The following is a 25,490-nucleotide window of genomic DNA, read 5'->3' as shown; positions in this document are numbered from 1 at the left end:
ATTGCGCATTCTGAGGTATTGAAAAAGGTGATTTATTTGAAAAAGATGGTAATAAGTATAGCGGACCTCACAGTTGGATTTATTTATAAATCATTCGAAGAGTTTGAAATATTAAATAAGACTTTCTCTTTAAGCTTTATTAGTAGTAGCTTTACAAACCTGAATGTGGAGATTATTGCTAATTATGGACTATCGTTTCAAGATTACAATGTTGCTATAAAGAAAGATGGTACCAATGTCTTCTTCCAAAGAACCGACTACCTAATAGAATCCACCCAAGACTACACATCAGCAACAATCCACGTCCACGACGAACTAGCGCTGAAACATGCTCTAATGAATCTCTACAGCTCCTACATCGTCTACCACAACTGGGGCCTATTGATTCATTCATCCTGTGCAATCCAGAATGGCAATGCGCATATCTTTGCCGGTCATTCGGGAGCAGGGAAGTCGACGGCTGCAAGGCTGTCCAAACCTCGTGAACTTTTATCAGATGAAGCCACGATTGTTAAAATTACGGAGGATGAGATTACTGTATTCGATTCGCCTTTCCGCAGTGAGTTGCAATCCACAGGTTATCAACAGCCAAGCACATTAGCTGGAATCCAGCTTCTTCATCAGTCAGAAACGAATAGACTGGAGAAGATGCGCAAACCAGATGCGCTACTATCTCTTATGGATAAGGTGTTTTATTGGAGTCATGATTCGGTGGAGACTCAACGGATTATGGGGTTATTGCGAACTTTGGTAGAGAAGGTACCCGTTTATGAGCTGTATTTCCGTAAAGATCCTACATTTTGGGAGCTGATTTCATAATGGTCCAATTTATTCAAAAGAATAGCTTTGATGCGACCCATATTGAGGATGAGTGGATCATTCTGGATACTGAACAATTTACGGTCACGAGGCTGAATGAGCTTGGGGGCTTCTGCTGGCAGAAGCTCCGAGAGGCGCAGTCGGTAGAAACTCTCCATGAGGCAATTGATCAGGAATATGGTGCAGTGTGTGAAAAAGCTTCAATTGATAATTTTTTATCCGATTTAATGAAATGTGGGCTGATTAGTCATGCTATTTGACCAGGAAACGATTCTTTTTTTGAAGGTTGCGATTGAGAAGGATGGATTTCTTGAATTGCCTGCTCATGGGAACAGCATGTTTCCGTTGATCAAGAGAGGGGATGTATGCAGATTTGTGCCATGCAGCCCTGGCTCTTTGATGAAGGGAGATATCTTTTTATTCCACAACGATCAGGGACAGCTGATTGCCCACCGGTTTATCCGCATGGAAGCGAATAACGGTGTCAGCCATTATCTTTTCAAAGGTGATACGAACCTGGGGTATGATCAGCCAGTTACAGCAGATCAGCTGATTGGCAGGCTTACAGTTATCAAAAAGAAACATCAAGAGATATCCACTCATGATTCCACTCTTCAACTGTGGGGGAAACTTCTTCTGGCCTTCCCCATCCTATCAGGGGGCCTTCGAAAATATCTGAACTGGAAATCTCACTATACCTATTTGTGGAGTACGCTATGGCGAAAATGGAACAGCTTGTAACGATTGCGAATCAATATTTTTCAATGAAGGATATTCGTAAGACCTTTTCGATGTTGAAGCCATTTTTTCTTAAACATTGGAAGGCTTATTCGGCACTCCTTTTTTTATTAGGGTTTGATATTTTCTTTACCATTGCTTTCGCCTGGTTTTTCGGGAATATTACGGATGCAGCAATCCGGGGTGATTTTGAGGATATGAAAAGGCTGATTCCAATTGGCATTGGGCTTACTGTTCTGAATATCATTTCGAATTTCTGTGATATTTATTTTGAAACGATTGCCTCAAATGGCTTGAAAAAGGATTTGAAAGAACATTTATTCAAGCATATTCTCAGCCTGCCTGCAGGAACTGCCTCCAACCTCCGTTCCGGCGATCTTCTTTCGTATTTTACCAATGATATACACAGCATTGATGGTGTGACAGGGAGCAGTTTGATTAATTTAATTCGACTGCCGATCACCTATATTGCCGTCCTCATTTATCTATTCCAAATAAACTGGGTGCTATGTCTGATCAGCGTCCTAATTGCCCCTGTTGCCATTGCGGCTGGTGCCGGTTTTGGGTTGCTGCTGAAACGAAATGGCCGCAAGCTTCATAGTTTGATTGCTGAAATCAACAACACTTTGAATGAAACATTCCAGGGATTCCAGGTCATACGTTCTTTTACATTGGAAAAGAAGATATTTGAAAAATTCACACGCGAAAACGATGATTATTTTAAATTGGAGCTAGAGAACGCCAAGCTGCAGGGCTGGTATTATTCCGGCGGTTACTTGATCAGTTCTGTTGTATTTCTTACCTGTCTCTCGCTCGGGGCTTACTTTGTCTATCAAAAAGAAATGACCATCGGTTCTTTATTGACATTCACAAATCTCGTAGGCTATCTTGTTTATCCTTTAACAGGGCTGGCAGGACAGTGGGCAGGATTTCAGAGGTCGATTGCTGCGATCGAGAGAATCATTGATTTGGTCGAAAAGCCTGTGGCTTCGTCAGAACTAACGTCATACTCGCCTGTAAAAACTAACATTAGATCCATAGAATTTAAGAAAGTCACATTCAGTTATGATGAAAATAATACAATCTTCTCTAACTTGAATCTGCAAATTCCAGCGGGGAAAATGGTCGCTCTTGTTGGGCCGAGCGGGGCAGGTAAAACGACGTTGTTCAATCTGCTGCAAGGTTTTTACCAGCCACAATTGGGACAGATTCTAATAGATACGATTTCGACAGAAGAAATGACGCTGTCAGAGTTAAGGAGCGCAATTGCCCATGTTCCTCAAGAGACGTTCTTATTTGCTGGAAGTATCCGAGACAACTTATTAATGGCTCGACCAGGAATTTCTGAAATTGAAATGATTGAGGCGTCAAAGCAGGCATGTATCCATGAATTTATCATGGGGCTTCCTGAAGGATATGATTCCGAGATTGGGGAAAGAGGAATTAAACTATCTGGCGGACAGAAGCAACGAATTGCGATTGCGAGAGCGATTTTAAAGGATGCGCCAATATTGCTGCTGGATGAAGCGACATCAGCTCTGGATAGCAATACTGAATCCATGGTAAAACAAGCGCTCGAGCATTTAATGAAAGATAAAACAACAATTGTCATTGCCCATAGGCTTTCAACAATTCAGAATGCGGACCAAATCGTTGTTTTGGACGAAGGGGAAGTAGTGCAGACTGGCACGCATGAAGAGTTAATTGAACAGGGTGGCCTCTACCAAAAACTGAATGCAACTGTACTAAAGCCTAAGAAGGCTGACCATTTATCCTTGGTATCAAAGTGAGCGGGGTTTTGGATTATGATAACTCAATTGCTGGATGCATTATATATGGAAAAAAGTCGTTTACCAAACGATGAATCTTATTATCAACAGCTAATAGATGATCGAGATTTCGATACTATAGCTCCTCAAATCTACCATTTGTTAAAAGAGCAAGAAAGGCTCAATGAAGTACCAGACTTCTTCTATCAATATTTGAAAAACCATTTTTTACAAACGTTGCAGCTTAATTTATTTGTAAAACACGAAACAACTCAACTTCTTCGTGCTTTTGAGGAAAGATATATGAAAGTTATTCCGTTAAAAGGTGTCTGCTTTGCTGAATCCTATTTTGGAAGCCTGGGGGCCAGGAAGACATCTGATATAGATTTGCTGATTGAGGGACAGGATCTTGATGCAGCTATGAAATTAGTAAAGGAATTAGGTTTTACAAACGAAGAGGAGAGAATTGAAGGCCATTTTCATTGCAGTTACAGCAAGCAATTGCCAGGGTCAGAAATTCCTTTGGTCGTTGAGCTCCATTGGGATTTGCTGAAGGAGTCGACAGCGAATTTCAATATAAAAGAATTCTGGTTGGCAGCCAATTCTCAAATAGAATCTGATTATATTAAAGAACTAACACACTTGCATGTATTTTATATGATTGTCCTGCATGGATGGCGTCACAACTTGGATTCACTAAAATATTTTCTGGACATTATCCATCTGATTTACTGTTTAAAGAATGAGTTGGATTTCGATTTATTAATTGAAATTGCCGAAAAGCATAAAACGAGAAAAAGAGTAATCAGAACCCTTACTGCTGTTTATCAAGAGTACCCTTTTTTGGATCGAATCAAGCATTTTCCTTATAAGTCTGGCAAGCGGTATCTGACGTTAAGGGATAAAAAGGAAGGATGCAAAATCTATAAGAAATATACGGATTATATCGATTTTCAATATTTTAGTTACGATACGTCCAGCCATGTAATGAAAGAAGTGATGGAAACAATTCTTCCAAGGAAAAAATAGTGTTATGAGGATGGGGGCGTGGGAATAATAATATGAAAAAAGCAAGGTGATGCACTTGGTCCTGTTATTCTATTATCTTTCTCTCCTCAACCTCGCTGACGCAGCCCTGACAGTTGCCGGAATCGAAAACTCGCTCATAACCGAAGGAAACCCGCTAATGGAGAAGTTGTACTCTTTGGATATTGAATTATTCATTGCGGTGAAAATTTTGCTTTCTATGATTTTATTGCTGTTTGTTTTCAGTAAAAAAGTTCCTGAATCCAGGTTGACTAAGAGTTTAACCCTTTTTGCTGCCGCATGCTATACCGCTGTTATTGCCGTACACAGCTTCTGGCTGTTTCAATTGATTTGACTCAGCCGGAAACTATTTTCCTCCTCAAAAGATCCTCTAAAAAGTTCACTTCTTTTTACTATTTTCATATTCATTATCCATTTTTCCAGGAGTATAATTTTCTTATCATGTATAAGAAAGAAGGCGTATCGTTGATGTTTGGAACCCTGAAGCGTGAAGTATTGGCCGGGATTACGGTTTCGGTTGTTGCGCTGCCGCTGGCATTGGCTTTTGGGGTGCAGGCGACGGGAAATTCTGATGGGGCCATTATTGGGTTGTATGGTGCCATTATTACTGGCTTTTTTGCCGCTTTATTTGGCGGGACGAAGAGCCAGGTTACAGGTCCGACTGGGCCGATTACAATCATTTTTACAGGGATTGTGGCTTCAAAAGGATTGGAGTATGCTTTTATTGCCGCATTCATGGGCGGGCTTTTTCAAATTGTCTTCGGGGTATTGAAGGCGGGAAATTATTTGAAATTCATTCCGTTGCCTGTAGTCAGCGGGTTCATGAATGGGATTGCCATCATTATCATTATGGGGCAACTGCAATATGTGACAGGCAGCTTTTTGGTCGTGTTGCTGACAATCGTTTTCATGCTTCTGTCAATAAAATGGATTAAAATCATTCCACCAAGTTTAATGGCGCTCATTTTAGGAACAGTTACGGTAATTCTTTTGGAAAAATTGGTTCCGGATGTTCATTTTACACTGCCGTTTATCAATGATTTTGTCTTCTTTGACAACGTTGCAAGAATTGGAGAGATTCCAAAAGGTTTGCCTCAATTCCATCTGCCTGCAGCTGATTTAGGTACCTTGATTCAGCTGATACCAGCTGCTTTAAGTATTGCAGTCCTAGGATCCATCGATTCACTGCTGACTTCGGTTGTCATGGATAATATGACGGGCACAAAGCACAAGAGCAATAAGGAATTAATTGGTCAGGGAATCGGTAACACTCTTGCTGGATTATTCGGCGCTATGCCTGGTGCTGGTGCTACTGTGCGCTCCGTTGTTAATCTGCGCAGTGGTGGACAGACCGCGATTTCGGCAATGGTCCACAGTGTTGCCTTGCTGTTATTCATGCTTGTGTTCGGACCGTTAGCAGAAGAAATTCCACTCGCAGTCCTGGCAGGAATCTTGATTATGACTGGAATCACGATGTTTGATTATGACAGTTTGAAAATCCTCAAGGATGAGCCTCGTACGGATGCGGCGGTCATGCTGGTGACGATGATTTTGACAGTAGCTATCGATCTGATGGTAGCGGTTGGCGTCGGCATTGTTATGAGTGCGCTGATTTTCATGAAACGGATGAGTGATGAATGCTTCAAGATTACGACTGTAACCGAAAATGGTTTGAAAATATACACGCTCGAAGGACCGTTGTATTTTGGAGCGACAGAGTTAATTACCAAAACAGTAAGTTCTGATGACAGCCAGCACATAGTGATTGACTTAGAAAAAGTCACAATTGTTGATGCTTCAGGCGCACTGCTTCTTCTGCAGTTGAAGGATCAGTTGAAAGAACGTGGACAGAATCTATATCTCGTCGGCAATGATTTAGACCTTGGCGGAATACTGCGCAAGATGAATATATTCCAGAAGTTTGGTTCTACAGGTCACTTTGATACTTTGGAAGAATTAATTACCTATATAAAGTTTAAAAATAATCTAGTACACGGTGCTTGAGTAAACTCAGGTGCCAAATTTTTTTGAAATACAGTTGCCAAAATTTTCTTTTACAGATACAATGTTAAAGTATTCAAAAAACTTAAGGAGGCAGTCGGAATGTTGAACACAACAACTAATGGAACAGCAACAACAATTTCATATGTTATACCTTCGGCCTGCCTGTATAGTGTGTAGTAGCGTTTATTTTTGTCATGTAAAATAACTGCTTAAACCACGGACTGGGATGTCTGTGGTTTTTTTGTGCATGGAATACGAATGTATGTTCTTTGGATTTTAAGTGCTGTTTAATGCAACCGTTTGTCAGTATTGAACAGGGAGTGAGCACTTTTCTTAATGAAAGGATGATTTTGATGATTACAGTTGAAAATTTGAAAAAGGAATATAAATTGGTGAAGCGCGATCCTGGTCTTAAAGGGGCAATCAAGTCGCTTTTTAACCGGAAGTATGAGACGAAGCATGCGGTGAAGGGGATTGATTTTTCGATCGCGCAGGGAGAGACGGTTGGTTATATTGGTGCAAATGGTGCCGGCAAGTCGACGACGATCAAGATGCTGACGGGGATTCTTACGCCTACGAGCGGAAAGGTGACGGTGAATGGACTTGTTCCTTATGAAAATCGCCAGAAAAATGCGGTGAACATCGGGGCAGTCTTCGGGCAGCGAACGCAGCTATTCTGGGACATTCCTGTCCGAGAATCTTATAATCTGTTAAAACATATTTACGAGATTCCGGAGCATGAGTATCAGGAAACGATTGCGATGTTCACAGAGGTGCTGAACCTGGAACCATTGCTCGGCATCCCGGTAAGGCAGCTTTCCCTCGGTCAAAAAATGCGTTGTGAACTGGCTGCGGCTTTCTTGCACAGGCCTAAGGTTGTCTACCTTGACGAGCCGACGATCGGTCTCGATATTGCCGTAAAAGTAAAGATTCGCAAGTTTATTAAAGAAATGAACCAGCGCTGGGGCACAACAGTGCTGCTGACTACACATGACATGCAGGACATTGAGGAAATCTGCGACAGAATCATTATAATCGATGGTGGTACGATCCTGTATGACGGTGGACTTGATGAAATTAAAAAGCAATTCGGCCAAAAGCGTGTGATTCATTTTGAACTGGCAGATAAAGAAAAATTCACACTGCCAGAGTCGCTCGAGGGTCAGGTAGAGATTTTACCGAATGAAGAAGAAACAAAGGTGAGCCTGTCTTTTGACCATGATGCGGTGAAGAGCTCGTTCGTCATTTCGGAAATGATGAGCATGTATGAAATTGGCGATTTGAATATTGCGGATCCTAAGATCGAAACGATCGTAGAGGAGCTGTACAACAAGCAGGAACAGGGGGGAGAGCATGAGAAAGTATTGGCAGATAGCTAAGGGGCGGATGCAGGAGAACACGGCCTATTCAGCGTGGTACTGGGCAGGGACTGTTTCAGCTGTAATGAGGCTGTTGATTATATACTTCTTCTGGCAGGCAGTCTATGCAAACCAGACGACAATTGAAAATATTAATTTGGAAACGATGCTGACATACATCGTGATTGCGATGCTGCTGCAGGGATTTGTAGGTGGCGTCGGCAATGAACTCGCAGAAAATATTAAGGATGGGAACGTAGCGATTGAGCTGATGCGTCCTTACGATATGATCTTTAAAATGTTCGCCGTTGATATTGGCGGGAAGATTATGTACTTAATCCAGGGAACGATTCCGATGGTGCTGATTGCGTACTTTTTCATGGATTTGTCCTTTCCAAAATCACCAGAAACGATACTGCTGTTCATCGTGAGTGCAATGGCAGGTATTTGGATTGGCACATTCTTCGATTTCCTGGTTGGCGTACTGGCATTCTGGACGGTCAATGTCTGGGGTGTTAGGGTGCTGAAGGAATCGTTGATCACATTTTTCTCAGGGGCACTCGTACCAATCACGCTTTTTCCAGATTGGCTCAGAACAATCACCGAGTTCCTGCCTTTCCAGGCGATGGTATATCTGCCGGTTTCGATTTATTCCGGGCTGATTACCGGGACGGAGGCATATATGGCGCTGGGTGTGCAGCTATTCTGGCTGGTATCTTTGTATGTTTTGGTAAGGGTAATCTGGTCGCAGGCAATTAAACAGATTACGATTTTTGGAGGTTAGGAGGCGATTCTATGCGTCGTTATTCGAGATTATATTGGGAGTTTGCAAAGAGCCATATGAAGGTGATGATGGAGTACCGGATCGACTTTTTGATTGGGGTCGCTTCGGTCATGCTCGAGCAGTTCGCTTCCATCTTTTTTGTAAAAGTGGTTTTCGACCATATTGAGCAGATTAATGGCTGGTCGTTTTATGAGATATTATTTGTTTATGGAATCGCGGCGACAGGCCGTTCGATTCACCAGATTTTCTTCGATAATTTATGGACCCTCGGCTGGCAGTATATTAGGCCGGGGAAGCTGGACCGCTTACTGATCAGGCCGGTGAATCCATTGTTCCATGTCGTGGCAGACCGCCTTCATCAGGATGGTTTTGGACAGCTGATTATCGGATTGATTATTTTAGGCACGGCGATTCCACAGCTTGACCTTGTCTGGGGAGCAGCAGAAATCGCGATGCTGGTCATCATGATTATTTCATCCGGATTAATATTCGTGGCGATAAACTTATTTTTCGCGACATTCAGCTTCTGGATGATCGACAGTCTGCCTATTGTATGGGCCGTCTTTAACCTGAGCGACTTTGCGAGATACCCGCTGACCATTTACCACAAAGGAATCCGCATGTTCCTGACGTGGATCATCCCTTATGGGTTCACGGCATTCTATCCAGCGGCATATTTTATTGATAAGTCCGGCTACAAGGATTTTGCTCTCTGGACCCCGGTAGCAGCGATTGTTTGCTGTGTTATCGCTTATGCGTTCTGGAACCGGGGACTGAAAGCTTTTGCGAGTACAGGAAGCTAAAGGTTGATGTTATAAGATTGAAGTGGAAAAATTACTCAGGATCAGGTGGAAATACCGGATCCATTTTTCATTCTATAAAAATTTCCTTTATCATCATAAAAAAAATTATAAGTGAAAAGATTGCAAAGTATGACAAAAAGTAACAAGATGTGACATATCCTGATATAATAAAGCTAACTATGTTTGAGAATTAAGGAGATTCCTTATGGAACAATTAAAAAGAAACACAGCTTTAATATATGAGGAAGTAAAAGCAGTAAAGTTCTTTTTATGGACTTTTTATATAATCCTTGTACCCTATGATTTCATCTATTATTATTTAGTTCCCTATTTTAATAAGGCAGAGGTAGGGTTACCTCTAGGCGGACTAGGTTTTTTCTTTCATATTTTTCTATTCGCGCTGATTCCGCTTGCAATTTACCTAGTAAAACGTGGCCAGCCAGAAAAAATAAAATATATTTACTTCGTAGCATTTGCGCTTTTAGATGTAGTTAACAACTTTATGATTTATTGGGGAACGAAACAGCAGTTTGGCAGTGGGCATGTATTGGAAATTTACTTTATACTGTTCTCTCCGATTTTTGTAAGCAGCCGTTTCTTTTGGACAATGACTATAGGTTTTTTTGTTAAATATCTTATAACTGGATTGATATTTCAAAGCCCTGAAGTACTAGTCGCAATGGGATTGATTATATTCATTGCTGCAATTGCCTGGATCTTGCTTAACCGTTTTCAATCTTATATTAAGGCAATTAATTTAATCCATGAAGATATGAGGCAGAAGGAAAAACTTGCAGTCATTGGTCAAATGGCAACTGCAATAGCGCATGAAATTAAAAATCCTTTATCTTCATTAAAGGGGTTTACACAATTACAGCAAGAAAAAGACAAAAACGATGAACAATACTATCCTATCATGCTAAATGAAATTGATAGAATCAATGGAATTGTTAATGATCTATTAATCTTAGGAAAACCTAATACCGCGGTAAAGATTCCTATGAATCTTTTAGATATTGTTCAATATGTAATTTCGGTAATTGATCCACATGCGCAAAGAAAAGATATTAATATAGAACTTAAAATAGAAGAATCTCTAATACTTTTGTGTGATGCGAATCAATTAAAACAGGTTTTTATAAATTTAATCAAAAATGCAATGGAAGCAATGCCTGAAGGCGGAACAGTAACAATCCGCTCTAAAACAAAAGATGACCAAGTATATATTTCTGTCATAGATGAAGGTTGTGGAATTCATCCAGAGAAACTGGCTAAGCTAGGCGAACCTTTCTATACAACTAAGCAAAACGGTAATGGTTTAGGGCTGATGGTTACGAATAAAATCATTGAAGAACATGGTGGCCGATTGACTATTCAAAGTGAGCTGAGTAATGGGACAACAGTTACCGTTACCCTACCGATAACTGAATAAAATTATGGTGGAAAAATGAAAAACCAGCTATCAAATAAACCAAAAGGACTATTCTTGTAATAGTCCTTTTGGTTTATAATGTAGAAAATAGTCGAATATCGCCTTCTTGAAATGGGTATAAAGTTTTATTTTGTTCTTATTTTAATAAAACTATTAAACTAAAAAGAATAATGGCGATATCAAAGTAAACTAATGTTTAAGGTATTTGATAGAAAATGCGGGGTACTTTTATGCAAAATTCACTTAATGATCCATCTTTGCACCATGAGGAAAAAAGAGCTCTCAAGTGGTTCTTGGCTTTGTTTTATGTTATTTTCATTTCCTTTGAAGGTTTTTACTTTTATGTGTATCCAAAATTTATTTTGAATCAGAATATTGAGCCTTTAAATGATTCAAGATTTTACTATTACTCTTTAATTGCAATGTTATTACCAATTATGGTTTTGATGTTAAAGAAGGGTCATCATTTTTGGGTTAAGCATTTTTTCTTTCTAAGTTATACTTTATTAACAATTTTGTATGATTCATTAACATATTTTGGGACATCACTCGAATATAAGAGTGGTAATATTGTAGAGGTATTCCTAATTCTTTTCGCTCCAATTTTCGTTAATAATGTTTTCTTTTGGACGGTTGCTTCAGGTACATTATTAAAATACGCTTTTATGGGTGTTTTACTTCAGACAACCGCTGTACTATTTCCTGTTGCATTAATCATAATTTTGTCACTTCTGGGTTGGATAATACTTAAAAGATTTCAAGGGTATGTCGAGGCCATTAAGACTTCGTATGATAACCAATTATCAGGCATAGTAAAGGGTGTCATTGCAACAATAGAGCTTAAAGACCCATACACAAGAGGTCATAGCGAAAGGGTTGCATATTATGCCAATTCCCTGGCAGAAGCGACCGGGAAATACACAATAGAAGAGCTTAGGTCTTTTACATATGCTTGTTTACTTCATGATATTGGGAAAGTAAATATTCCTGATTCCATACTTATGAAGCCTGGAAAACTAACTAAGGAAGAGTATGAGGTTATTAAAACTCATCCAGATGTTGGAGCTGAAGCAATTATTAAGGTTAATGGATTAGGAGATAGTATAGATATAATAAGGTCCCACCATGAAAGATGGGATGGTAAAGGATATCCAGAACAGCTAAAAGATGAAAAAATACCATACTTAGCACGGATAGTATCGATTGCAGATGCTTTTGATGCAATGACCTCGTCTAGATCCTACCGTGCTGCTATGTCTGTAGAAGAAGCTTATAAAAGAATTATTGAAGGTAAAGGTACTCAGTTTGATCCAGATTTAGTCGAACTTTTTAAAGAAGTTTTCCCTGAATGGATTGCTTTTCATGTTAGATATGATTGGCCTAAAACTCTCCCTGTTCAAGATCAAATTAGTTGAGGGGAGGTGAAGACATGAAAATCCGGAAGCTAAAAAAAGTTAAATTGACTTGCTGGTGGTGTGCATATTTACCTTAATTTTGGGAGGGGGTGTTGGCATTGGCCGCATCCCTATCTTTTCTTAATAGGTGATATTTATGAACCTTTCTTATAATACTGAAATATCGCTGCGTCCTTTAACTATTCGTAAAGATTCGAAGCATTATATTGTTGAAGATATCGGTGCTAGTGAATTTTTTGAAATGCCTTGCGTTTGTGTAGATGCAATAGAGTTAATTAATCAGAATAGATCACTAGATGAGATTGAGAACGCTTTGAAATCTCAGTATCCCGAAGAGGATGTAAACATCATTGAATTTGTTTGCCAGCTTCTAGACCTTGATTTAGTAAGCGAATTGAACGGGAAAGCAATGCATAGGAGTGCTGAAACAAATTTACACTCTGGCTACACTTGGATTCCAGCAGGACTCGGTCGCTTCCTCTTTAATCCAATCAGCTCAAAGGTATATATAGGGTTATTAATTACAAGCTTAATGATAGTTATGTTCAAACCGGGTTTATTTCCAAATTACAAAGATCTATTTGTATTCGACTTGATGATCCTAAATGTTGTAGCTTGGCTAATAATTACATTCCTGCTTGTATTACTGCACGAACTCGGCCATGTCCTTGCAGTGAGGTCTGAAGGGTTGCCAGCAAAAATTGAATTGGGGCACCGCCTCTTTTTTGTAGTGTTAGAAACGGATATGTCACAGGTATGGAAATTGCCGGCTGAAAAACGTAATAAACTATACCTTGCTGGAATGTATTTTGACGGTGCTATTTTGTTCCTGGCATTATTGGCACAGCTTTTTACAATCGAAAACACAATCATCACTGGTTTATTAAAATTAGTCGTGCTTGATACATTCATTCGTTTGATTTACCAGACCGCAGTGTTCATGAAGACGGATTTATACTATGTAGTTGAAAATAAAACAGGCTGCTACAACCTAATGGAAAACGGGCGGAATTATTTATCGAAGTGGATGCCTTTCCTCAGCGTGCCACAGACAGAAACATTTGCCGGGGAAGAAAAGTTCGTCCGAAGCTACGCAGGATTTTACTTGGCAGGCATCCTGATCACAATCGCCATCGCCGCCTACTACTACATTCCGCAAATGATTTTTGCAGTTAACCATATGATGCTTCCTGGGTTTACGGAACCAATCAACAGCATACGTTTTTGGGATTCGGTTGTCTTTTTGCTGCAAATCGTATTAGTTTCAGGTTTATTGCTTTACTCATGGACAAAGAAATATCGTTACAGCAGTTAAAAAGACAGCCGAAGGGGCTGTCTTTTTCAATACGACTTTATAAAATCTATCAATATATCTTTATATGTTTCAATAGACTCTAACTCCACAAATTCATCATCCCCATGCCAATTCCCGCCACTAGGGCCAAATTCAATCGCAGGGATTCCGAGGGCGGAGAAATACTGTGTATCTGCTGCTCCATGCTGTCCGAACATGACTGCTACGCCTCCGATATGCTTTTCCACCACAGGTTTGAGCTGAGTGATGAAGGGGTTGTCTTTCTCGGTTGCAACAGGTATTCCGTTCAGGCCCACGCGCACTTCTCCACCGGAAATGTTCTTTATTTGCTGGACGATTATATCCGGATTTTGTCCGGGAAGATACCTGATATCAAGGGACATGAGGCATTTGTCTGGAACTTTGTTAAATACCTCGCCTCCAGAGATGATGGCCAGGTTGATGGATGGTGACTGGTAAAACTCTGAGCTATCCTGGGTAAAAGGCAGGTCCAGCAGTTTTTCATATATTTTATAGGCTTTCACGATCGCATTTTTGCCTTCCCATGGGCGGCTGCCATGCGCTGATTTCCCGCTAACTTCTACCTCTAGCCTCAATACGCCTTTTGCTTGCAAGGCGATTCCCAGCTGTGTAGGCTCTGAGCAAATCACGAAATCCCCGAGATAACCATTTTTCACGAGATATCCTGAGCAATTATAGCCGCCGATTTCTTCGTCCGAGACAATCTGCAGCTGGATTTTCACACCTGGTTTCTGCGTGCTCAGTTCTTTCACGGCAACCAGCATCGCCGCAACGCCTGCCTTCATATCAGCTGCGCCACGGGCATAGATCCTGCCATCTTTTTCAACGGGGATGAACTGGTCTCTTTTCCCGCTGACGACGTCCACATGGCCGTTGAATACGATCGTTTTATCTCCTTCGCCAATCTCGCAGACGAGCATTTTATATCCATTGTTTTCGATTAATTGTGGTTGTAAGTCATGCTCCAGAAGCCACTGTTTGCAAAACTCCACAGCCTGATTGGCACCTTCCTTAGTGGAGCTGTCAATCAAAATCAATTCTTTTAACAATTCCTTCATTAGTACCAACACTCCTCGAAAAAGGTTCTACAATACAATACCACTCTATTATCATTTCAATCTTATAAATCGATGGTAGTACTTTTTGAGGGAAAAAGATAATTATATTATTCGAAAAAGCTGACTTTTTTTGAGGGGATCTGACAAATATTAGGAAAATATACCCGTTTATTTACTCGAACTTTACAAAAAGTTAAGAAAATTCAGGTCTTCCAGTCCATTTCCTTCTTCTCCAATCCTACTATAATTATACACGTATGCTACCAATTCAATTATTAAGGAGATGGATCTCTTGAAAAAGCCTTTGCGCAAGTTGGGGAAATCCGTTGTTGCTACCACAATGGCATTATCGGTATTAGCAGGACCTGTTTCATATAAAACCTTTGCAGCTGAAAAGCCTGCAAAATCTAAAACTGAAGTGCAGCTGCGTATCATGGGAACGACAGATATTCATACACATATTGCTAACTATGATTATTATAAAGATACCGAGACCAATGAATTCGGCCTGGCTAAAACGGCTACTTTAATCAAGCAGGCAAGAGCTGAAAAAGCTGGCAAGAACAATCTTCTTTTTGACAACGGAGACCTGATCCAGGGAAATCCGCTTGGCGATTATAAGGCAAAGGTGGACAAGTTGGAAGATGGCGAAAAGCATCCTGTCTTCGAAGCTATGGAACTGCTGGATTATGATGGTGCCACAGTTGGCAACCATGAGTTCAACTATGGTTTAGAATACCTGGATGAAGTATTGGACGATGCGCCTATGCCATATGTAAACGCGAACGTGTATAAGTATGACGGTGATGATAATCCGGATAATGATGTAAACTACTTCAAGCCATATACCATTTTTAATAAAAAAGTAACAGATGCGAGCGGCAAAACGCAGGTTCTTAAAGTTGGCGTCGTTGGAGCTGTTACACCTCAGATCGTTCAATGGGACAAAGCGAACCTTGATGGCAAGGTTATTACGAAAGATATTGTAAAATCAGTAGAAGCACAGATTCCTAAAATGAAAGAAGAGGGTGCTGACATCATTATTGCCCTTTCTCACTCAGGAATCGGCGATGAACAAGTTGTTGAGATGGAAGAAAATGCAGCATACGACCTTTCAACAGTTGAGGGTATTGATGCAATCATCACAGGCCACAATCACCTGACATTCCCTGGTGATTTCAAAGGACTTCCTGGCGTAAATCAAGAAAAGGGAACAATCAATGGCGTTCCTGTTGTCATGGCAGGAAACTGGGGTAACCAGCTTGGCGTTATGGACTTAACCATCGCTAAGGAAAGAGGCAAATGGATCGTTAAGGATTCAAAGTCTGAAACAAGAGCAGTTTATAATAAGACTACGAAAGAGAGTCTTGTAGAAACTGACGGAAAGATTTTGGAAGCGATCAAAGAAGACCATGAAGGAACAATTGAGTATGTGCGCCAGCCTGTTGGAGAGACTACTGCAGACATCCACAGCTATTTCGCGTTAGTACAGGACGACCCATCTATCCAGATCGTTACAAATGCACAGAAATGGTATGTTGAAAAGAAAGTCAAAGGCACAGCCGACGAAAATCTGCCAATCCTTTCTGCTGGGGCCCCTTTTAAAGCAGGTGGACGCAATGGCGCAGAATATTACACATACATCCCTAAAGGGACTATTGCGATTAAAAACGTATCCGACCTTTATTTGTATCCTAACACTGTTGCAACAATCAAGGTAACAGGTGCGGATGTTAAAGAATGGCTGGAAATGTCCGCCGGGCAGTTCAACCAGATTAACGAGAATAATGCTGGAGAACAAGAATTAGTCAATTCAAGCTTCCCAACGTATAACTACGATGTTATCGATGGAGTAACATACGAAATTGATGTAACTGAGCCAGCGAAATATGATAAGGATGGCAAGGAAGTTAACGCTGATGCCAACCGTATCAAAAACTTGCAGTACAATGGCCAGCCAATCGACCTTGATCAGGAATTTCTTGTTGTCACGAATAACTATCGTGCGAATGGAAACTTCCCAGGTGTAAGAAATAAGACAGCAATTGAAATGTATCCTGATGAGAACCGTCAGGCAATCATCGATTATATTAGTGAAGCTGGAACAATTGATCCATCTGCTGATAACAACTGGAGCTTTGCAGGTGTAAGTAAAGAGCTGAACGTCACTTTTAACTCAACGCCAGCTGCAAAAACAGCTCTTCCAGAGAATGGTCTCATCGACTTTGCTGGAGAAGCAACTAATGGATTCGCAAAATACCAGCTTCATTTGCCAATCGGCCTACAGCTTTTAGGAATCAATGACTTCCATGGCCAGCTGGACACATACAATTCAAAGATCAATGCAGGCGGTGTTGAATACCTTGCTGCATATTTAAAAGAGCGTGAAGCGACAAATCCTAATACATTAATGCTTCACGCAGGTGATGCAGTTGGTGCAAGTGCGCCGGTATCTGCTTTATTGCAGGATGAGCCGACAATCAAGATTCTTAATGAGCTTGGCTTTGATGCAGCTACTGTAGGGAACCACGAGTTTGATGAAGGTGTAGTCGAAATGCTGCGTCTGATCAATGGCGGCAGCCATCCGGCGACTGTTGAAAAGTATGGTGAATTCGAAGGGTCTGACTTCCCTTATGTTGCAGCAAACCTTGTTTATAAAGCTACAGGCGAAAATGTTTTAGAGCCATATACAATTAAAGAAGTGAATGGAATCCCGGTTGGAATCATTGGCGTAGCTCTATCCGATACGCCTAGCATCGTCATTCCAAGTGCAGTCCAGGATGTAGAGTTTACTGACGAAACAGAAGCAATCAACCGCTATACAGAAGAGTTGAAAGCAAAGGGTGTTGAAACAATTGTTGTTTTAGCCCATAATCCATCTTTCTCTAACCCAGATGGTTCAGACGCTGGTGAAGAGCTTGTGGATATTGCGCAAAGTGTTGACGATGAGGTCGATGTGCTGCTGGGCGGCCACAACCACGCTTTCACAAACACGAAAGTAGACGGCAAGATTGTTGTTCAATCTTATTCATCAGGAACAGCTTTTTCAGATGTAGATCTATTGATCAACCCTAAAACAAAGGATGTCATGGTTGGCAAATCGGAAATCGTGACGACTTACCGTGACAAGATCACGCCTGATGCAGGAATCAAAGCAATCCTTGATGGTTATGTAGCGGATGTTGCACCAATTTTAAACGAAGTGATTGGATCGACTCCAAATTATATCAAGCGTGAAGCAAATGCTGCAGGCGAATCACCAATGGGCAACCTGATTGCCGATGCAATGCGCTGGCAGACAGGCACTGATTTTGCCTTCATGAACTCAGGCGGAGTCCGTGGGGATATTGACCAAGGTTCGATTACATGGAAAGAAGCTTTCACAGTCCAGCCTTTCGGCAACGACCTTGTTAGAATGAACGTAACGGGTGCACAGATTAAGACCCTGCTGGAACAGCAATGGGGCAGCAAGGTCCGCATCATGCCAGTTTCTGGTTTAAAGGTTACGTATGATGATTCAAGAGCTGCTGGAGACCGTATTGTATCCATTACGAAGAATGACGGAACTCCTGTTCAAATGGATCAAACATACTCAATCACAGTCAACAACTACATGGCTGGCGGCGGAGACGGTTATGCGATCCTCGCAACCATCACAGATCGCACAATTGATGTGGTTGACCTTGATGCACTAGTCAACTATCTAAAGGCTCATGAAGAAGTCAATCCACAAATTGAAGGTCGTGTAACAAAATTAAATTAATAGTTTAGTATGGAAGAGCGCAAATCTAGCGTTCTTTTTTTGTTGTCCCACAAATTTCCATGTAGTTCTTTGGAATCAAATTTAGCAACCCGAAGAAATTTTCCCAATAATTAACTTTTTGAAAATGGTTTCATTTACACTTATTTACAAATGAAAAACAGGCAGTAAGTCGGGTTTACTTTTAAAAAAGCTCATTTTTAACTGGAACACTTGCCAATTTATAGGTATTTTTTATTATATTTTAAAAATTTACAATATTTTAAAATCTTGCTAGAATTCAATCAGATTCTTCAGAAAATATGAAAAATCGAAACTTGGAAAATAGCAGGGGGTTATCTTTTTGAAGAAGAAAAGTACGTTAAAGGTTCTTTCCAGCGTAGCGGCAAGCGCAGTATTTGCTTCTACTTTGTTTGCGGGCTCATTTGCGGGACCGGCAGCCGGACCGAAGCAAGTTGCAGCTGCGACAGCACCAGAATCAGCGCCGATCGATCTCAATATTATCGATCAGGATCGCTTGGCTAAAGCATTGCAACAGCGCGGGCTGGTTTCTAAAGATGCTACACAGGAAGAAGTCAACAAGGCGGTAACGGATTATATCAAGAAGAAGCAGGGTTCAAAGGCAGGCAAGACAGACAAGCATACTGCTGAAGATGAATTATCACAGAAGTCTAAGGACTTTTTAACAAAGCAAAAGGACAAGCTTACAAAGCAGCTTGAAAAAGGGCATGACAATTATAAAAAAGGCAAGCCAACAGGCTTCGCAAAAGTGGATCCGGCAAAACAGGCTCCATATAACGGAGAGGTAAGGGAAGACAAGGTTCTTGTCATCCTGGCTGAGTTCGCTGACTTCAAGCACAATAGCATTGAGCAAGAAGAAGGTTATATGTACTCGGACGACTTCAGCCGCGAGCATTATGAAAAAATGCTTTTCGGTGATGAAGAATTCACATTATTCAACGGTGAAAAAGTCCAGACTTTCAAACAGTATTATGAGGAGCAATCTGGCGGCAGCTATACAGTCGACGGCCATGTTACCAATTGGGTAACGGTTCCGGGGAATGCGAAGGAATATGGCGATGACAATCCTGCAGGCGGCCATGATAACAACAATCCAAGTGGGCCGCGTGATTTCGTAAAGGATGCTTTGAAAGCAGCTGTTGCGGATGGTACAGACCTTTCTGAATTCGACCAATTCGACCTTTATGACCTTGATGGTGACGGAGACCAGAACGAGCCAGACGGTCTTGTTGACCACTTGATGGTCCTTCATGCAGGTGTCGGCCAGGAAGCTGGCGGCGGAGCACTTGGCGATGACGCAATCTGGTCACACCGCTGGGTATTGAATGGAGTATTTGCTGTCCCTAATACAACGGCAAAGGTTGGTTACTGGGGCGGAAAAATGGCAGCTTTCGATTACACGATCGAGCCTGAAGACGGTGCGGTTGGGGTGTTCGCCCACGAATTTGGACATGACCTAGGCCTTCCTGATGAGTATGATACACAGTACACTGGACAAGGTGAACCTGTAGCTTCATGGTCAATCATGAGCGGCGGCAGCTGGAATGGCGCGGTGGCTGGTACAGAGCCTACAAGCTTCTCTCCACAAAACAAGGAATACTTCCAAAAAGTGATGGGTGGCAACTGGGCAAACATCACAGAAGTAAATTATGAAGACATTGATAAAAATGGTGTAACTGCAGTTCTTGACCAGAGCGTTACAAAGTCCAAGAACAACGGTATTGTAAAAGTAAACCTTCCAGCTAAAAAGGTTAAAGGCATCGAGCCGGCATTTGGCGAGAAGTATTACTACAGTACAAAAGGCGACGATCTTCACACTGCTTTGGAAACACCAGAATTTGATTTGACAGGCGCAACAAACGCAACATTCAGCTTCAAGACACTGTTTGATATCGAATTTGACTACGATTATCTGTATGTAAAAGCGGTAGCTGGCGGAAAAACAACTACTCTAGATGTTTACGGCGATAATGACACGGACGGCGACGCTCGTGCAGAATCTACAAAAGGTGAATGGGTTGACAAGTCATATGACCTGAGCCAGTTTGCAGGACAGAAAGTGAAGCTTGTTTTTGAATACGTAACAGACGGCGGACTTGCGCTTGATGGATTCGCAATGGATAACCTGAGCCTGACTGTTGACGGCACAGAAGTTTTTGCGGATGATGCAGAAGGAACTGAAAAAGTAACTCTTGATGGTTTCATTTCTACAAACGGTCTATTTGACAAAAAACACTACTACTACCTTGAGTGGAGAAACTACTCTGGCGCTGACAAAGGCTTGATTCAAGGCCGCGGCGTGAAGTATAACACTGGTTTAGTGGTATGGTATGGAGATGACAGCTTCACAGACAACTGGGTTGGCGTCCACCCTGGTGAAGGATTTATTGGTGTAGTTGACTCCCATCCAGAAGCGATTGTCGGCAAGCTGAAGGGACAAGATTCAGTGCTGGGCAGCACACGCTACCAGGTCGCTGATGCTGCATTCTCGCTAGATAAGGCTCCTGAATGGTACATCGATTCTCCATCACGCGGAATTTATGACTACGACGGACTATCTGGTGTGACAACGTTTGATGACTCTAATAAATACATCAACGAACTGATTCCGGATGCAGGCAAAAAGCTTCCTGAACTAGGATTGAAGTTCCAGGTCATCGGCGAAGCGAAGGATAACTCTGCTGGTGCAGTTTGGATCCACAAATAAGATTTAACCTCGAAGACATCGGGCAATTGCTGCCCGGTGTCTTTTCCATTTAAAGTCATATCGTGAATTTCCAGGTCGCCAATAAGTTGTTTGTTATGAAGCCAATAAAGTTGTGAACTCCGACAATATAATTGGGCTCTTCGTCAAAATATTCTTTTGCATACTCTAAATACGAATATCCACAGCTTGTACACATGCGGAAATTTAAAAGCTTCACTGCAAAAACACAAAACCCCGGGGGAATACTGGACTTATAACCCCGTTTTAGCTAGTATCATTACTAGAATGCTTAAGTTGAAGGAGAAAATCATGTCAGAAACTCAACCAATTATCACGCAACTGAAACCGTTCCTGCAGCAGGCCTGGGAAAAAGCCGAATTCCAGACGATGACGTCCGTGCAAGCTACCACGATCCCTCTTATTTTAGAAGGAAAAGATGTGATTGCCGAGTCGCCAACTGGCACTGGCAAAACGCTTGCCTACCTGCTTCCGGTTTTAAATAAAATTGACCCGAAAATGCAGAATACGCAGGCAGTCATCCTCGCTTCTTCCCAGGAACTTGTCATGCAGATCCTATCCGAAATCCAGAAGTGGGGTGAGGGCAGCGGCATTACTTCTGCAACCCTGATCGGTGGAGCCAACCTGAAAAGGCAAATCGATAAGCTTAAAAAGAGCCCGCACATCATCGTCGGAACACCGGGCAGGACTTATGAGTTGATCAAGCAGAAAAAGCTGAAGATGCATAAAGTCACCACGGTCGTACTTGATGAAGGCGACCAGCTGCTGACTCCTGAGCACAGTGAGACAGTGAAAAACATTGTAAAATCAACACTGGCAGACCAAAGGCAATTGCTGCTATTTTCCGCGACACTCCCGCCAGCGGTCGAGCAATCCGTGAAAAGCATGGCTAAAGAGCCTGAAATCATCCGGGTGAAAAAAGATGAAACGATCGATGCTGCAAAAGTGGAGCATATCTACTTTGTCAGCGAGCAGCGTGACAAGATCAAAATCCTTGAGAAAATCGCACGCCTGAAAGGGCTGAAGACCCTTGTTTTCATCAAGGATATCGCCAACCTGACCATCGCTGCTGATAAGCTTAAATTTAAGGATATCCATGTCGGCCAGCTGCACAGTGACCTGACGAAGCAGGACCGCCAGAGATATTTGAAAAAGTTCCGTGAAGGCGACAGCGAGATGCTTCTCGTCACAGATATCGCAGCACGAGGGCTCGATATCAAAGGGGTAACCCATGTCGTCCACTTCGACTTCCCGAGGGAGCAGGACCAGTATATTCACCGTTCAGGAAGGACTGGCCGGTTTGGCGCAGAGGGAACCGTCATCTCCATCGTCAACGAGCGTGAAGAGCGCGATTTGAAAAAGTTCTCAAAAGCGCTTAATAGCGAGCCAGCACTTAAAGAGTTTTACCATGGTAAAATTGTCGATGTAAAAAAATAAGCTTCTAAAAGCTATAGGTCCATATCCTATAGCTTTTTTAATGTAAAAAAAGGGTTTTTCCAAAAAGATAAGAATATATATTCCGAAGATTTATTTTGAAAGGAATTGTTGAAGGTGATAAATCCACGTTTACATACATTGATGGAAGAGTGGCTTCCAGAAGCGAAGATTGATGATATGCAGGGCAAAATGGAGAGCGGGGAACTGACGTCACATGAACTTGTTCTGATGTATCAGGCAAGGATCGCAGTATATGATGGGAAAATAAATTCTGTGCTGGAAGTAAATCCTGACGCGCTGCATATCGCGGCAGCACTGGATTCCGAGAGAAGGTTGAAGGGACCCAGAGGACCCCTGCACGGTATCCCGGTCCTTGTGAAAGACAATATCGATACACATGATAAAATGCACACAAGCGCTGGTTCGCTGGCGCTGAAGGACTCTATTGCACTCAAGGATTCATTTGTTTCGGCAAAGCTGAGGGAAGCTGGTGCAGTAATCCTTGGGAAAACGAATATGACGGAATGGGCCAACTTCATGGCAAACGATATGAAGGGCGGCTATAGTTCCCGCGGAGGCCAGGTGATGAACCCGTATGGACCTGGCAAATTCGAGGTCGGTGGTTCAAGTGCTGGCTCTGGTGCCTCTATTGCTGCCAATTTGGCTGCAGTTGCTGTCGGGACAGAAACCGACGGCTCCATTTTGAATCCTGCCTCACAAAATTCCCTGGTCGGCATCAAGCCGACAGTCGGCCTTGTCAGCCGCAGCGGGATCATCCCGATCGCCCACACCCAAGACACGGCTGGACCAATGGCGAGGACAGTGAAGGATGCGGTTTATCTATTAGAAGCGATTGCCGGGCGGGATGATCAGGACCCTGCAACCATGGTTACTTTGCCGGAGTTCAATGACCTATTGGATGATCAAGGTTTAAAAGGAGCAAAAATAGCTGTTGCCAGGGAAGAGTATATTGGTCAATTAACCGAGGAGCAGGAGCAGATTTTCCAAAATGCTGTTGATAAGCTTAAAGAGCTTGGAGCCGAGGTAGTGGAAGCTGAGGTTCCAGCAGCCAAAGCGAAGTGGGGCAATAAGGTTTTAAGCCATGAGTTCAAAGCAGACTTGAATGCCTATCTGAATGGGTTGGCTCCAAATGTAACAATCAGGACGCTGGCTGATGTTATAGATTTTAACAACCAGCATGCTGAGAAAACGCTGAAATACGGACAGGAAGTCCTGCTGAAATCCGAAGCAACAAGCGGAACTTTGACAGAAGCTGAATACCTGGAGCAACTCGAATACAATCTCTATATGTCCAGGGAGCAGGGGATCGACTATGTATTGAAGGAATACAGTGTCGACGCCGTATTGTTCCCGATGGACGGATCGACGATCGGGTCTAAGGCTGGATACCCGTCTGTAACGGTTCCGACTGCCTTTACTTCTGAAGGAGAGCCAGTCGGCATTACTTTTACCGGAACTGCCTTCAGCGAACCGTTATTGATTAAGCTTGCCTATGCATACGAGCAGGCAACCAGGGTGCGCCGTGCACCCGAACTTGGAATAAACGCCGATAAAAAAATCCATACTACTTCTTGAATCCATCAAAAGGAGCGAGGAAGCATGGGTAAAACAAAGCTCGGCAACGCTAACGCCCAGCGCAACAACAACAAGAAAAAAGGAAATAACACACCGGAAGAACTAGTCGAGTTCACAACCGGCCAAAAAGAAAAGAAGCTAAACAACCCGATCGATTAATTGCAAAGTGCCCAGGCGAGTCGCCAGGGCACTGTTTTTTTTTTTAGATTGCGGAAATGTAGTGATTATGCTGTATTTCGTAGTGATTCAAATAAAACCGTAGTGGTAAAAACGGATTCGTAGTGATTTGTTCAAAATTGTAGAGAATAAATCAAATTTCATAGAGATTTTGCTCGAAATCGTAGAGATTCAGACCTGACCCGGAGTGATAAGCCGAATGTTGTAGTTATTTTTGCCAAACCGGATTAATGACCTGTCCCCTTATCAAAATTACTCCCCGAAACATCGGCCACGTTTTCGATGGCAACTAATGCATTTGGGTCGATATCATTCACGACGGAGCGCAACGTCGATAATTCAATCCGGCTGACGATCGTATAGATGATTTTTTTCGGTTCGTTTGAAAAAACGCCCTGTCCCTGGATATAGGTCATGCCTCGTCCCAGCTGCTTCAGCAATTCTTCTGCAATTTCCTCTGGAACATCGGAAATGATCGTGACCGATTTCAGTTCTTCCATACCTTCCACGACGACATCAATCATTTTAAACGCAATAAAATAAGTGATAATCGAGTACATCGCTGTCTCCCAGCTGAATACGAGCAATGCTGCCAGAATAAAGATGAACAAATTCATGATCATGACGATCTGGCCGACGGACACGGTGCGCTTTTTGCTGACGAGGATGGCGATGATTTCCGTTCCGTCCAACGCTCCGCCTGCACGGATGACTAGGCCGACGCCGGTTCCGAGGATGACCGCGCCAATGATGGTCGCTAAAAATAAATCATCTGTGACTGGGTCAAAATGATGTAAATAAGCTGTCGCACCGGATAGAACGATGACACCATAAAGCGTGCGCAATGTGAACTTCCATCCCATTCTGCGGTAACCGATATACAGGAACGGCAGGTTTAGAATAATCAGGAAGATACTCATCGACACATTGGTTAACTCTGCTGCAATTATCGAGAGCCCGATGACCCCGCCATCAAGGATTGCGTTTGGCACGAGGAACATATCCAGACCAAATGCCGCTATAACAGCACCCAATGTAATCGTTACAAGCTGTGTAATTTCTTTTATAACTCTTTTTTTCTTCGTTGCTGCCATAATGAATCAAACCCTTTTCATATAGATAATCAATGTATTAATTGTAGCAAACTTTGATAAACTTCAAAAATAAAAGGCAATTCATCATGTGTTTCTGGTATTTTTAGATTATATAAC

At 42.1% G+C, this 25,490-nt stretch carries 20 protein-coding genes; 18 read left to right on the top strand and 2 right to left on the bottom strand.

Annotated features, from left to right (window positions below; all coding sequences use genetic code 11):
• Positions 1-45: 45 nt before the first annotated feature.
• From ACXAEA_RS20005 to ACXAEA_RS19945, 13 genes are all read left to right on the top strand, one after another.
• Positions 46-819 (top strand): hypothetical protein, encoded by a 774-nt coding sequence (locus ACXAEA_RS20005; protein WP_475098178.1) that lies wholly within the window; start codon positions 46-48, stop codon positions 817-819.
• Positions 819-1,079, top strand: a complete 261-nt coding sequence (locus tag ACXAEA_RS20000) for a PqqD family protein (RefSeq protein ID WP_475097597.1) — start codon at positions 819-821, stop codon at positions 1,077-1,079. Before ACXAEA_RS20005 ends, ACXAEA_RS20000 begins: the two co-directional genes overlap by 1 nt.
• Positions 1,069-1,560 carry a S24/S26 family peptidase gene (locus ACXAEA_RS19995; RefSeq protein WP_475097596.1) on the top strand — a complete coding sequence of 164 codons (492 nt, stop codon included), beginning with the start codon at positions 1,069-1,071 and terminating at the stop codon, positions 1,558-1,560. Before ACXAEA_RS20000 ends, ACXAEA_RS19995 begins: the two co-directional genes overlap by 11 nt.
• The gene (locus ACXAEA_RS19990; RefSeq protein WP_475097595.1) at positions 1,536-3,347 is read left to right on the top strand and encodes an ABC transporter ATP-binding protein; all 1,812 of its coding nucleotides are present in this window, start codon (positions 1,536-1,538) and stop codon (positions 3,345-3,347) included. The genes ACXAEA_RS19995 and ACXAEA_RS19990 overlap by 25 nt, the downstream gene beginning before the upstream one ends.
• A gap of 45 nt (positions 3,348-3,392) precedes the next feature.
• Positions 3,393-4,355, top strand: a complete 963-nt coding sequence (locus ACXAEA_RS19985; RefSeq protein ID WP_475097594.1) for a nucleotidyltransferase family protein — start codon at positions 3,393-3,395, stop codon at positions 4,353-4,355.
• 55 nt (positions 4,356-4,410) lie between these two features.
• On the top strand, positions 4,411-4,707 hold the full coding sequence (locus tag ACXAEA_RS19980; RefSeq protein ID WP_475097593.1) for a DUF5658 family protein: 297 nt from the start codon (positions 4,411-4,413) through the stop codon (positions 4,705-4,707).
• A gap of 107 nt (positions 4,708-4,814) precedes the next feature.
• On the top strand, positions 4,815-6,377 hold the full coding sequence (locus ACXAEA_RS19975) for a SulP family inorganic anion transporter (RefSeq protein ID WP_475097592.1): 1,563 nt from the start codon (positions 4,815-4,817) through the stop codon (positions 6,375-6,377).
• Between the two features lie 353 nt (positions 6,378-6,730).
• Positions 6,731-7,756 (top strand): ABC transporter ATP-binding protein, encoded by a 1,026-nt coding sequence (locus tag ACXAEA_RS19970; protein WP_475097591.1) that lies wholly within the window; start codon positions 6,731-6,733, stop codon positions 7,754-7,756.
• Positions 7,731-8,519: an ABC transporter permease gene (locus tag ACXAEA_RS19965; RefSeq protein WP_475097590.1), complete on the top strand. Its 789-nt coding sequence runs from the start codon at positions 7,731-7,733 to the stop codon at positions 8,517-8,519. The genes ACXAEA_RS19970 and ACXAEA_RS19965 overlap by 26 nt, the downstream gene beginning before the upstream one ends.
• Before the next feature lie 11 nt (positions 8,520-8,530).
• On the top strand, positions 8,531-9,322 hold the full coding sequence (locus ACXAEA_RS19960; RefSeq protein WP_475097589.1) for an ABC transporter permease: 792 nt from the start codon (positions 8,531-8,533) through the stop codon (positions 9,320-9,322).
• A gap of 205 nt (positions 9,323-9,527) precedes the next feature.
• On the top strand, positions 9,528-10,754 hold the full coding sequence (locus tag ACXAEA_RS19955) for an ATP-binding protein (protein ID WP_475097588.1): 1,227 nt from the start codon (positions 9,528-9,530) through the stop codon (positions 10,752-10,754).
• A gap of 230 nt (positions 10,755-10,984) precedes the next feature.
• Complete coding sequence (locus ACXAEA_RS19950) at positions 10,985-12,169, top strand: HD-GYP domain-containing protein (RefSeq protein ID WP_475097587.1); 1,185 nt, start codon at positions 10,985-10,987, stop codon at positions 12,167-12,169.
• A gap of 136 nt (positions 12,170-12,305) precedes the next feature.
• The gene (locus ACXAEA_RS19945) at positions 12,306-13,484 is read left to right on the top strand and encodes a hypothetical protein (protein ID WP_475097586.1); all 1,179 of its coding nucleotides are present in this window, start codon (positions 12,306-12,308) and stop codon (positions 13,482-13,484) included.
• A 26-nt stretch (positions 13,485-13,510) separates the two neighbouring features.
• On the opposite strand, the gene ACXAEA_RS19940 is transcribed toward ACXAEA_RS19945, so the two are convergent.
• Entirely contained in the window at positions 13,511-14,563 is a 1,053-nt protein-coding gene (locus tag ACXAEA_RS19940) for a M20 family metallopeptidase (RefSeq protein ID WP_475097585.1), read from the bottom strand.
• A gap of 283 nt (positions 14,564-14,846) precedes the next feature.
• Between ACXAEA_RS19940 and ACXAEA_RS19935 the strand changes: the two genes are divergently transcribed.
• From ACXAEA_RS19935 to ACXAEA_RS19915, 5 genes are all read left to right on the top strand, one after another.
• Positions 14,847-18,326 (top strand): bifunctional 2',3'-cyclic-nucleotide 2'-phosphodiesterase/3'-nucleotidase, encoded by a 3,480-nt coding sequence (locus tag ACXAEA_RS19935; RefSeq protein WP_475097584.1) that lies wholly within the window; start codon positions 14,847-14,849, stop codon positions 18,324-18,326.
• Positions 18,327-18,666: 340 nt separating this feature from the next.
• Positions 18,667-21,051 (top strand): immune inhibitor A domain-containing protein, encoded by a 2,385-nt coding sequence (locus ACXAEA_RS19930; protein WP_475097583.1) that lies wholly within the window; start codon positions 18,667-18,669, stop codon positions 21,049-21,051.
• Positions 21,052-21,360: 309 nt separating this feature from the next.
• Complete coding sequence (locus ACXAEA_RS19925; RefSeq protein ID WP_475097582.1) at positions 21,361-22,506, top strand: DEAD/DEAH box helicase; 1,146 nt, start codon at positions 21,361-21,363, stop codon at positions 22,504-22,506.
• A gap of 114 nt (positions 22,507-22,620) precedes the next feature.
• A complete protein-coding gene (locus ACXAEA_RS19920) occupies positions 22,621-24,102 on the top strand; it encodes an amidase family protein (RefSeq protein ID WP_475097581.1) in 1,482 nt (493 codons plus the stop codon).
• Positions 24,103-24,126: 24 nt separating this feature from the next.
• Positions 24,127-24,261, top strand: a complete 135-nt coding sequence (locus ACXAEA_RS19915; RefSeq protein ID WP_475097580.1) for a hypothetical protein — start codon at positions 24,127-24,129, stop codon at positions 24,259-24,261.
• A gap of 245 nt (positions 24,262-24,506) precedes the next feature.
• Here the strand turns inward: ACXAEA_RS19915 and ACXAEA_RS19910 are convergent, their stop codons facing one another.
• Positions 24,507-25,373, bottom strand: a complete 867-nt coding sequence (locus tag ACXAEA_RS19910; RefSeq protein WP_475097579.1) for a YitT family protein — start codon at positions 25,371-25,373, stop codon at positions 24,507-24,509.
• Positions 25,374-25,490: the final 117 nt, after the last annotated feature.

This window comes from Mesobacillus sp. ABV4_180 (assembly GCF_056158485.1).
This window is presented reverse-complemented; position numbering and strand designations above follow the sequence as displayed.

Excerpts from the sequence above, each read along its gene's own strand:
- ACXAEA_RS20005 (WP_475098178.1), top strand. The coding sequence starts at position 46 with ATGGTAATAAGTATAGCGGACCTCACAGTTGGATTTATTTATAAATCA.
- ACXAEA_RS20000 (WP_475097597.1), top strand. The coding sequence starts at position 819 with ATGGTCCAATTTATTCAAAAGAATAGCTTTGATGCGACCCATATTGAG.
- ACXAEA_RS19995 (WP_475097596.1), top strand. The coding sequence starts at position 1,069 with ATGCTATTTGACCAGGAAACGATTCTTTTTTTGAAGGTTGCGATTGAG.
- ACXAEA_RS19990 (WP_475097595.1), top strand. The coding sequence starts at position 1,536 with ATGGCGAAAATGGAACAGCTTGTAACGATTGCGAATCAATATTTTTCA.
- ACXAEA_RS19985 (WP_475097594.1), top strand. The coding sequence starts at position 3,393 with ATGGAAAAAAGTCGTTTACCAAACGATGAATCTTATTATCAACAGCTA.
- ACXAEA_RS19975 (WP_475097592.1), top strand. The coding sequence starts at position 4,815 with ATGTATAAGAAAGAAGGCGTATCGTTGATGTTTGGAACCCTGAAGCGT.
- ACXAEA_RS19970 (WP_475097591.1), top strand. The coding sequence starts at position 6,731 with ATGATTACAGTTGAAAATTTGAAAAAGGAATATAAATTGGTGAAGCGC.
- ACXAEA_RS19965 (WP_475097590.1), top strand. The coding sequence starts at position 7,731 with ATGAGAAAGTATTGGCAGATAGCTAAGGGGCGGATGCAGGAGAACACG.
- ACXAEA_RS19960 (WP_475097589.1), top strand. The coding sequence starts at position 8,531 with ATGCGTCGTTATTCGAGATTATATTGGGAGTTTGCAAAGAGCCATATG.
- ACXAEA_RS19955 (WP_475097588.1), top strand. The coding sequence starts at position 9,528 with ATGGAACAATTAAAAAGAAACACAGCTTTAATATATGAGGAAGTAAAA.
- ACXAEA_RS19950 (WP_475097587.1), top strand. The coding sequence starts at position 10,985 with ATGCAAAATTCACTTAATGATCCATCTTTGCACCATGAGGAAAAAAGA.
- ACXAEA_RS19945 (WP_475097586.1), top strand. The coding sequence starts at position 12,306 with ATGAACCTTTCTTATAATACTGAAATATCGCTGCGTCCTTTAACTATT.
- ACXAEA_RS19940 (WP_475097585.1), bottom strand. The coding sequence starts at position 14,563 with ATGAAGGAATTGTTAAAAGAATTGATTTTGATTGACAGCTCCACTAAG.
- ACXAEA_RS19935 (WP_475097584.1), top strand. The coding sequence starts at position 14,847 with ATGGATCTCTTGAAAAAGCCTTTGCGCAAGTTGGGGAAATCCGTTGTT.
- ACXAEA_RS19925 (WP_475097582.1), top strand. The coding sequence starts at position 21,361 with ATGTCAGAAACTCAACCAATTATCACGCAACTGAAACCGTTCCTGCAG.
- ACXAEA_RS19915 (WP_475097580.1), top strand. The coding sequence starts at position 24,127 with ATGGGTAAAACAAAGCTCGGCAACGCTAACGCCCAGCGCAACAACAAC.
- ACXAEA_RS19910 (WP_475097579.1), bottom strand. The coding sequence starts at position 25,373 with ATGGCAGCAACGAAGAAAAAAAGAGTTATAAAAGAAATTACACAGCTT.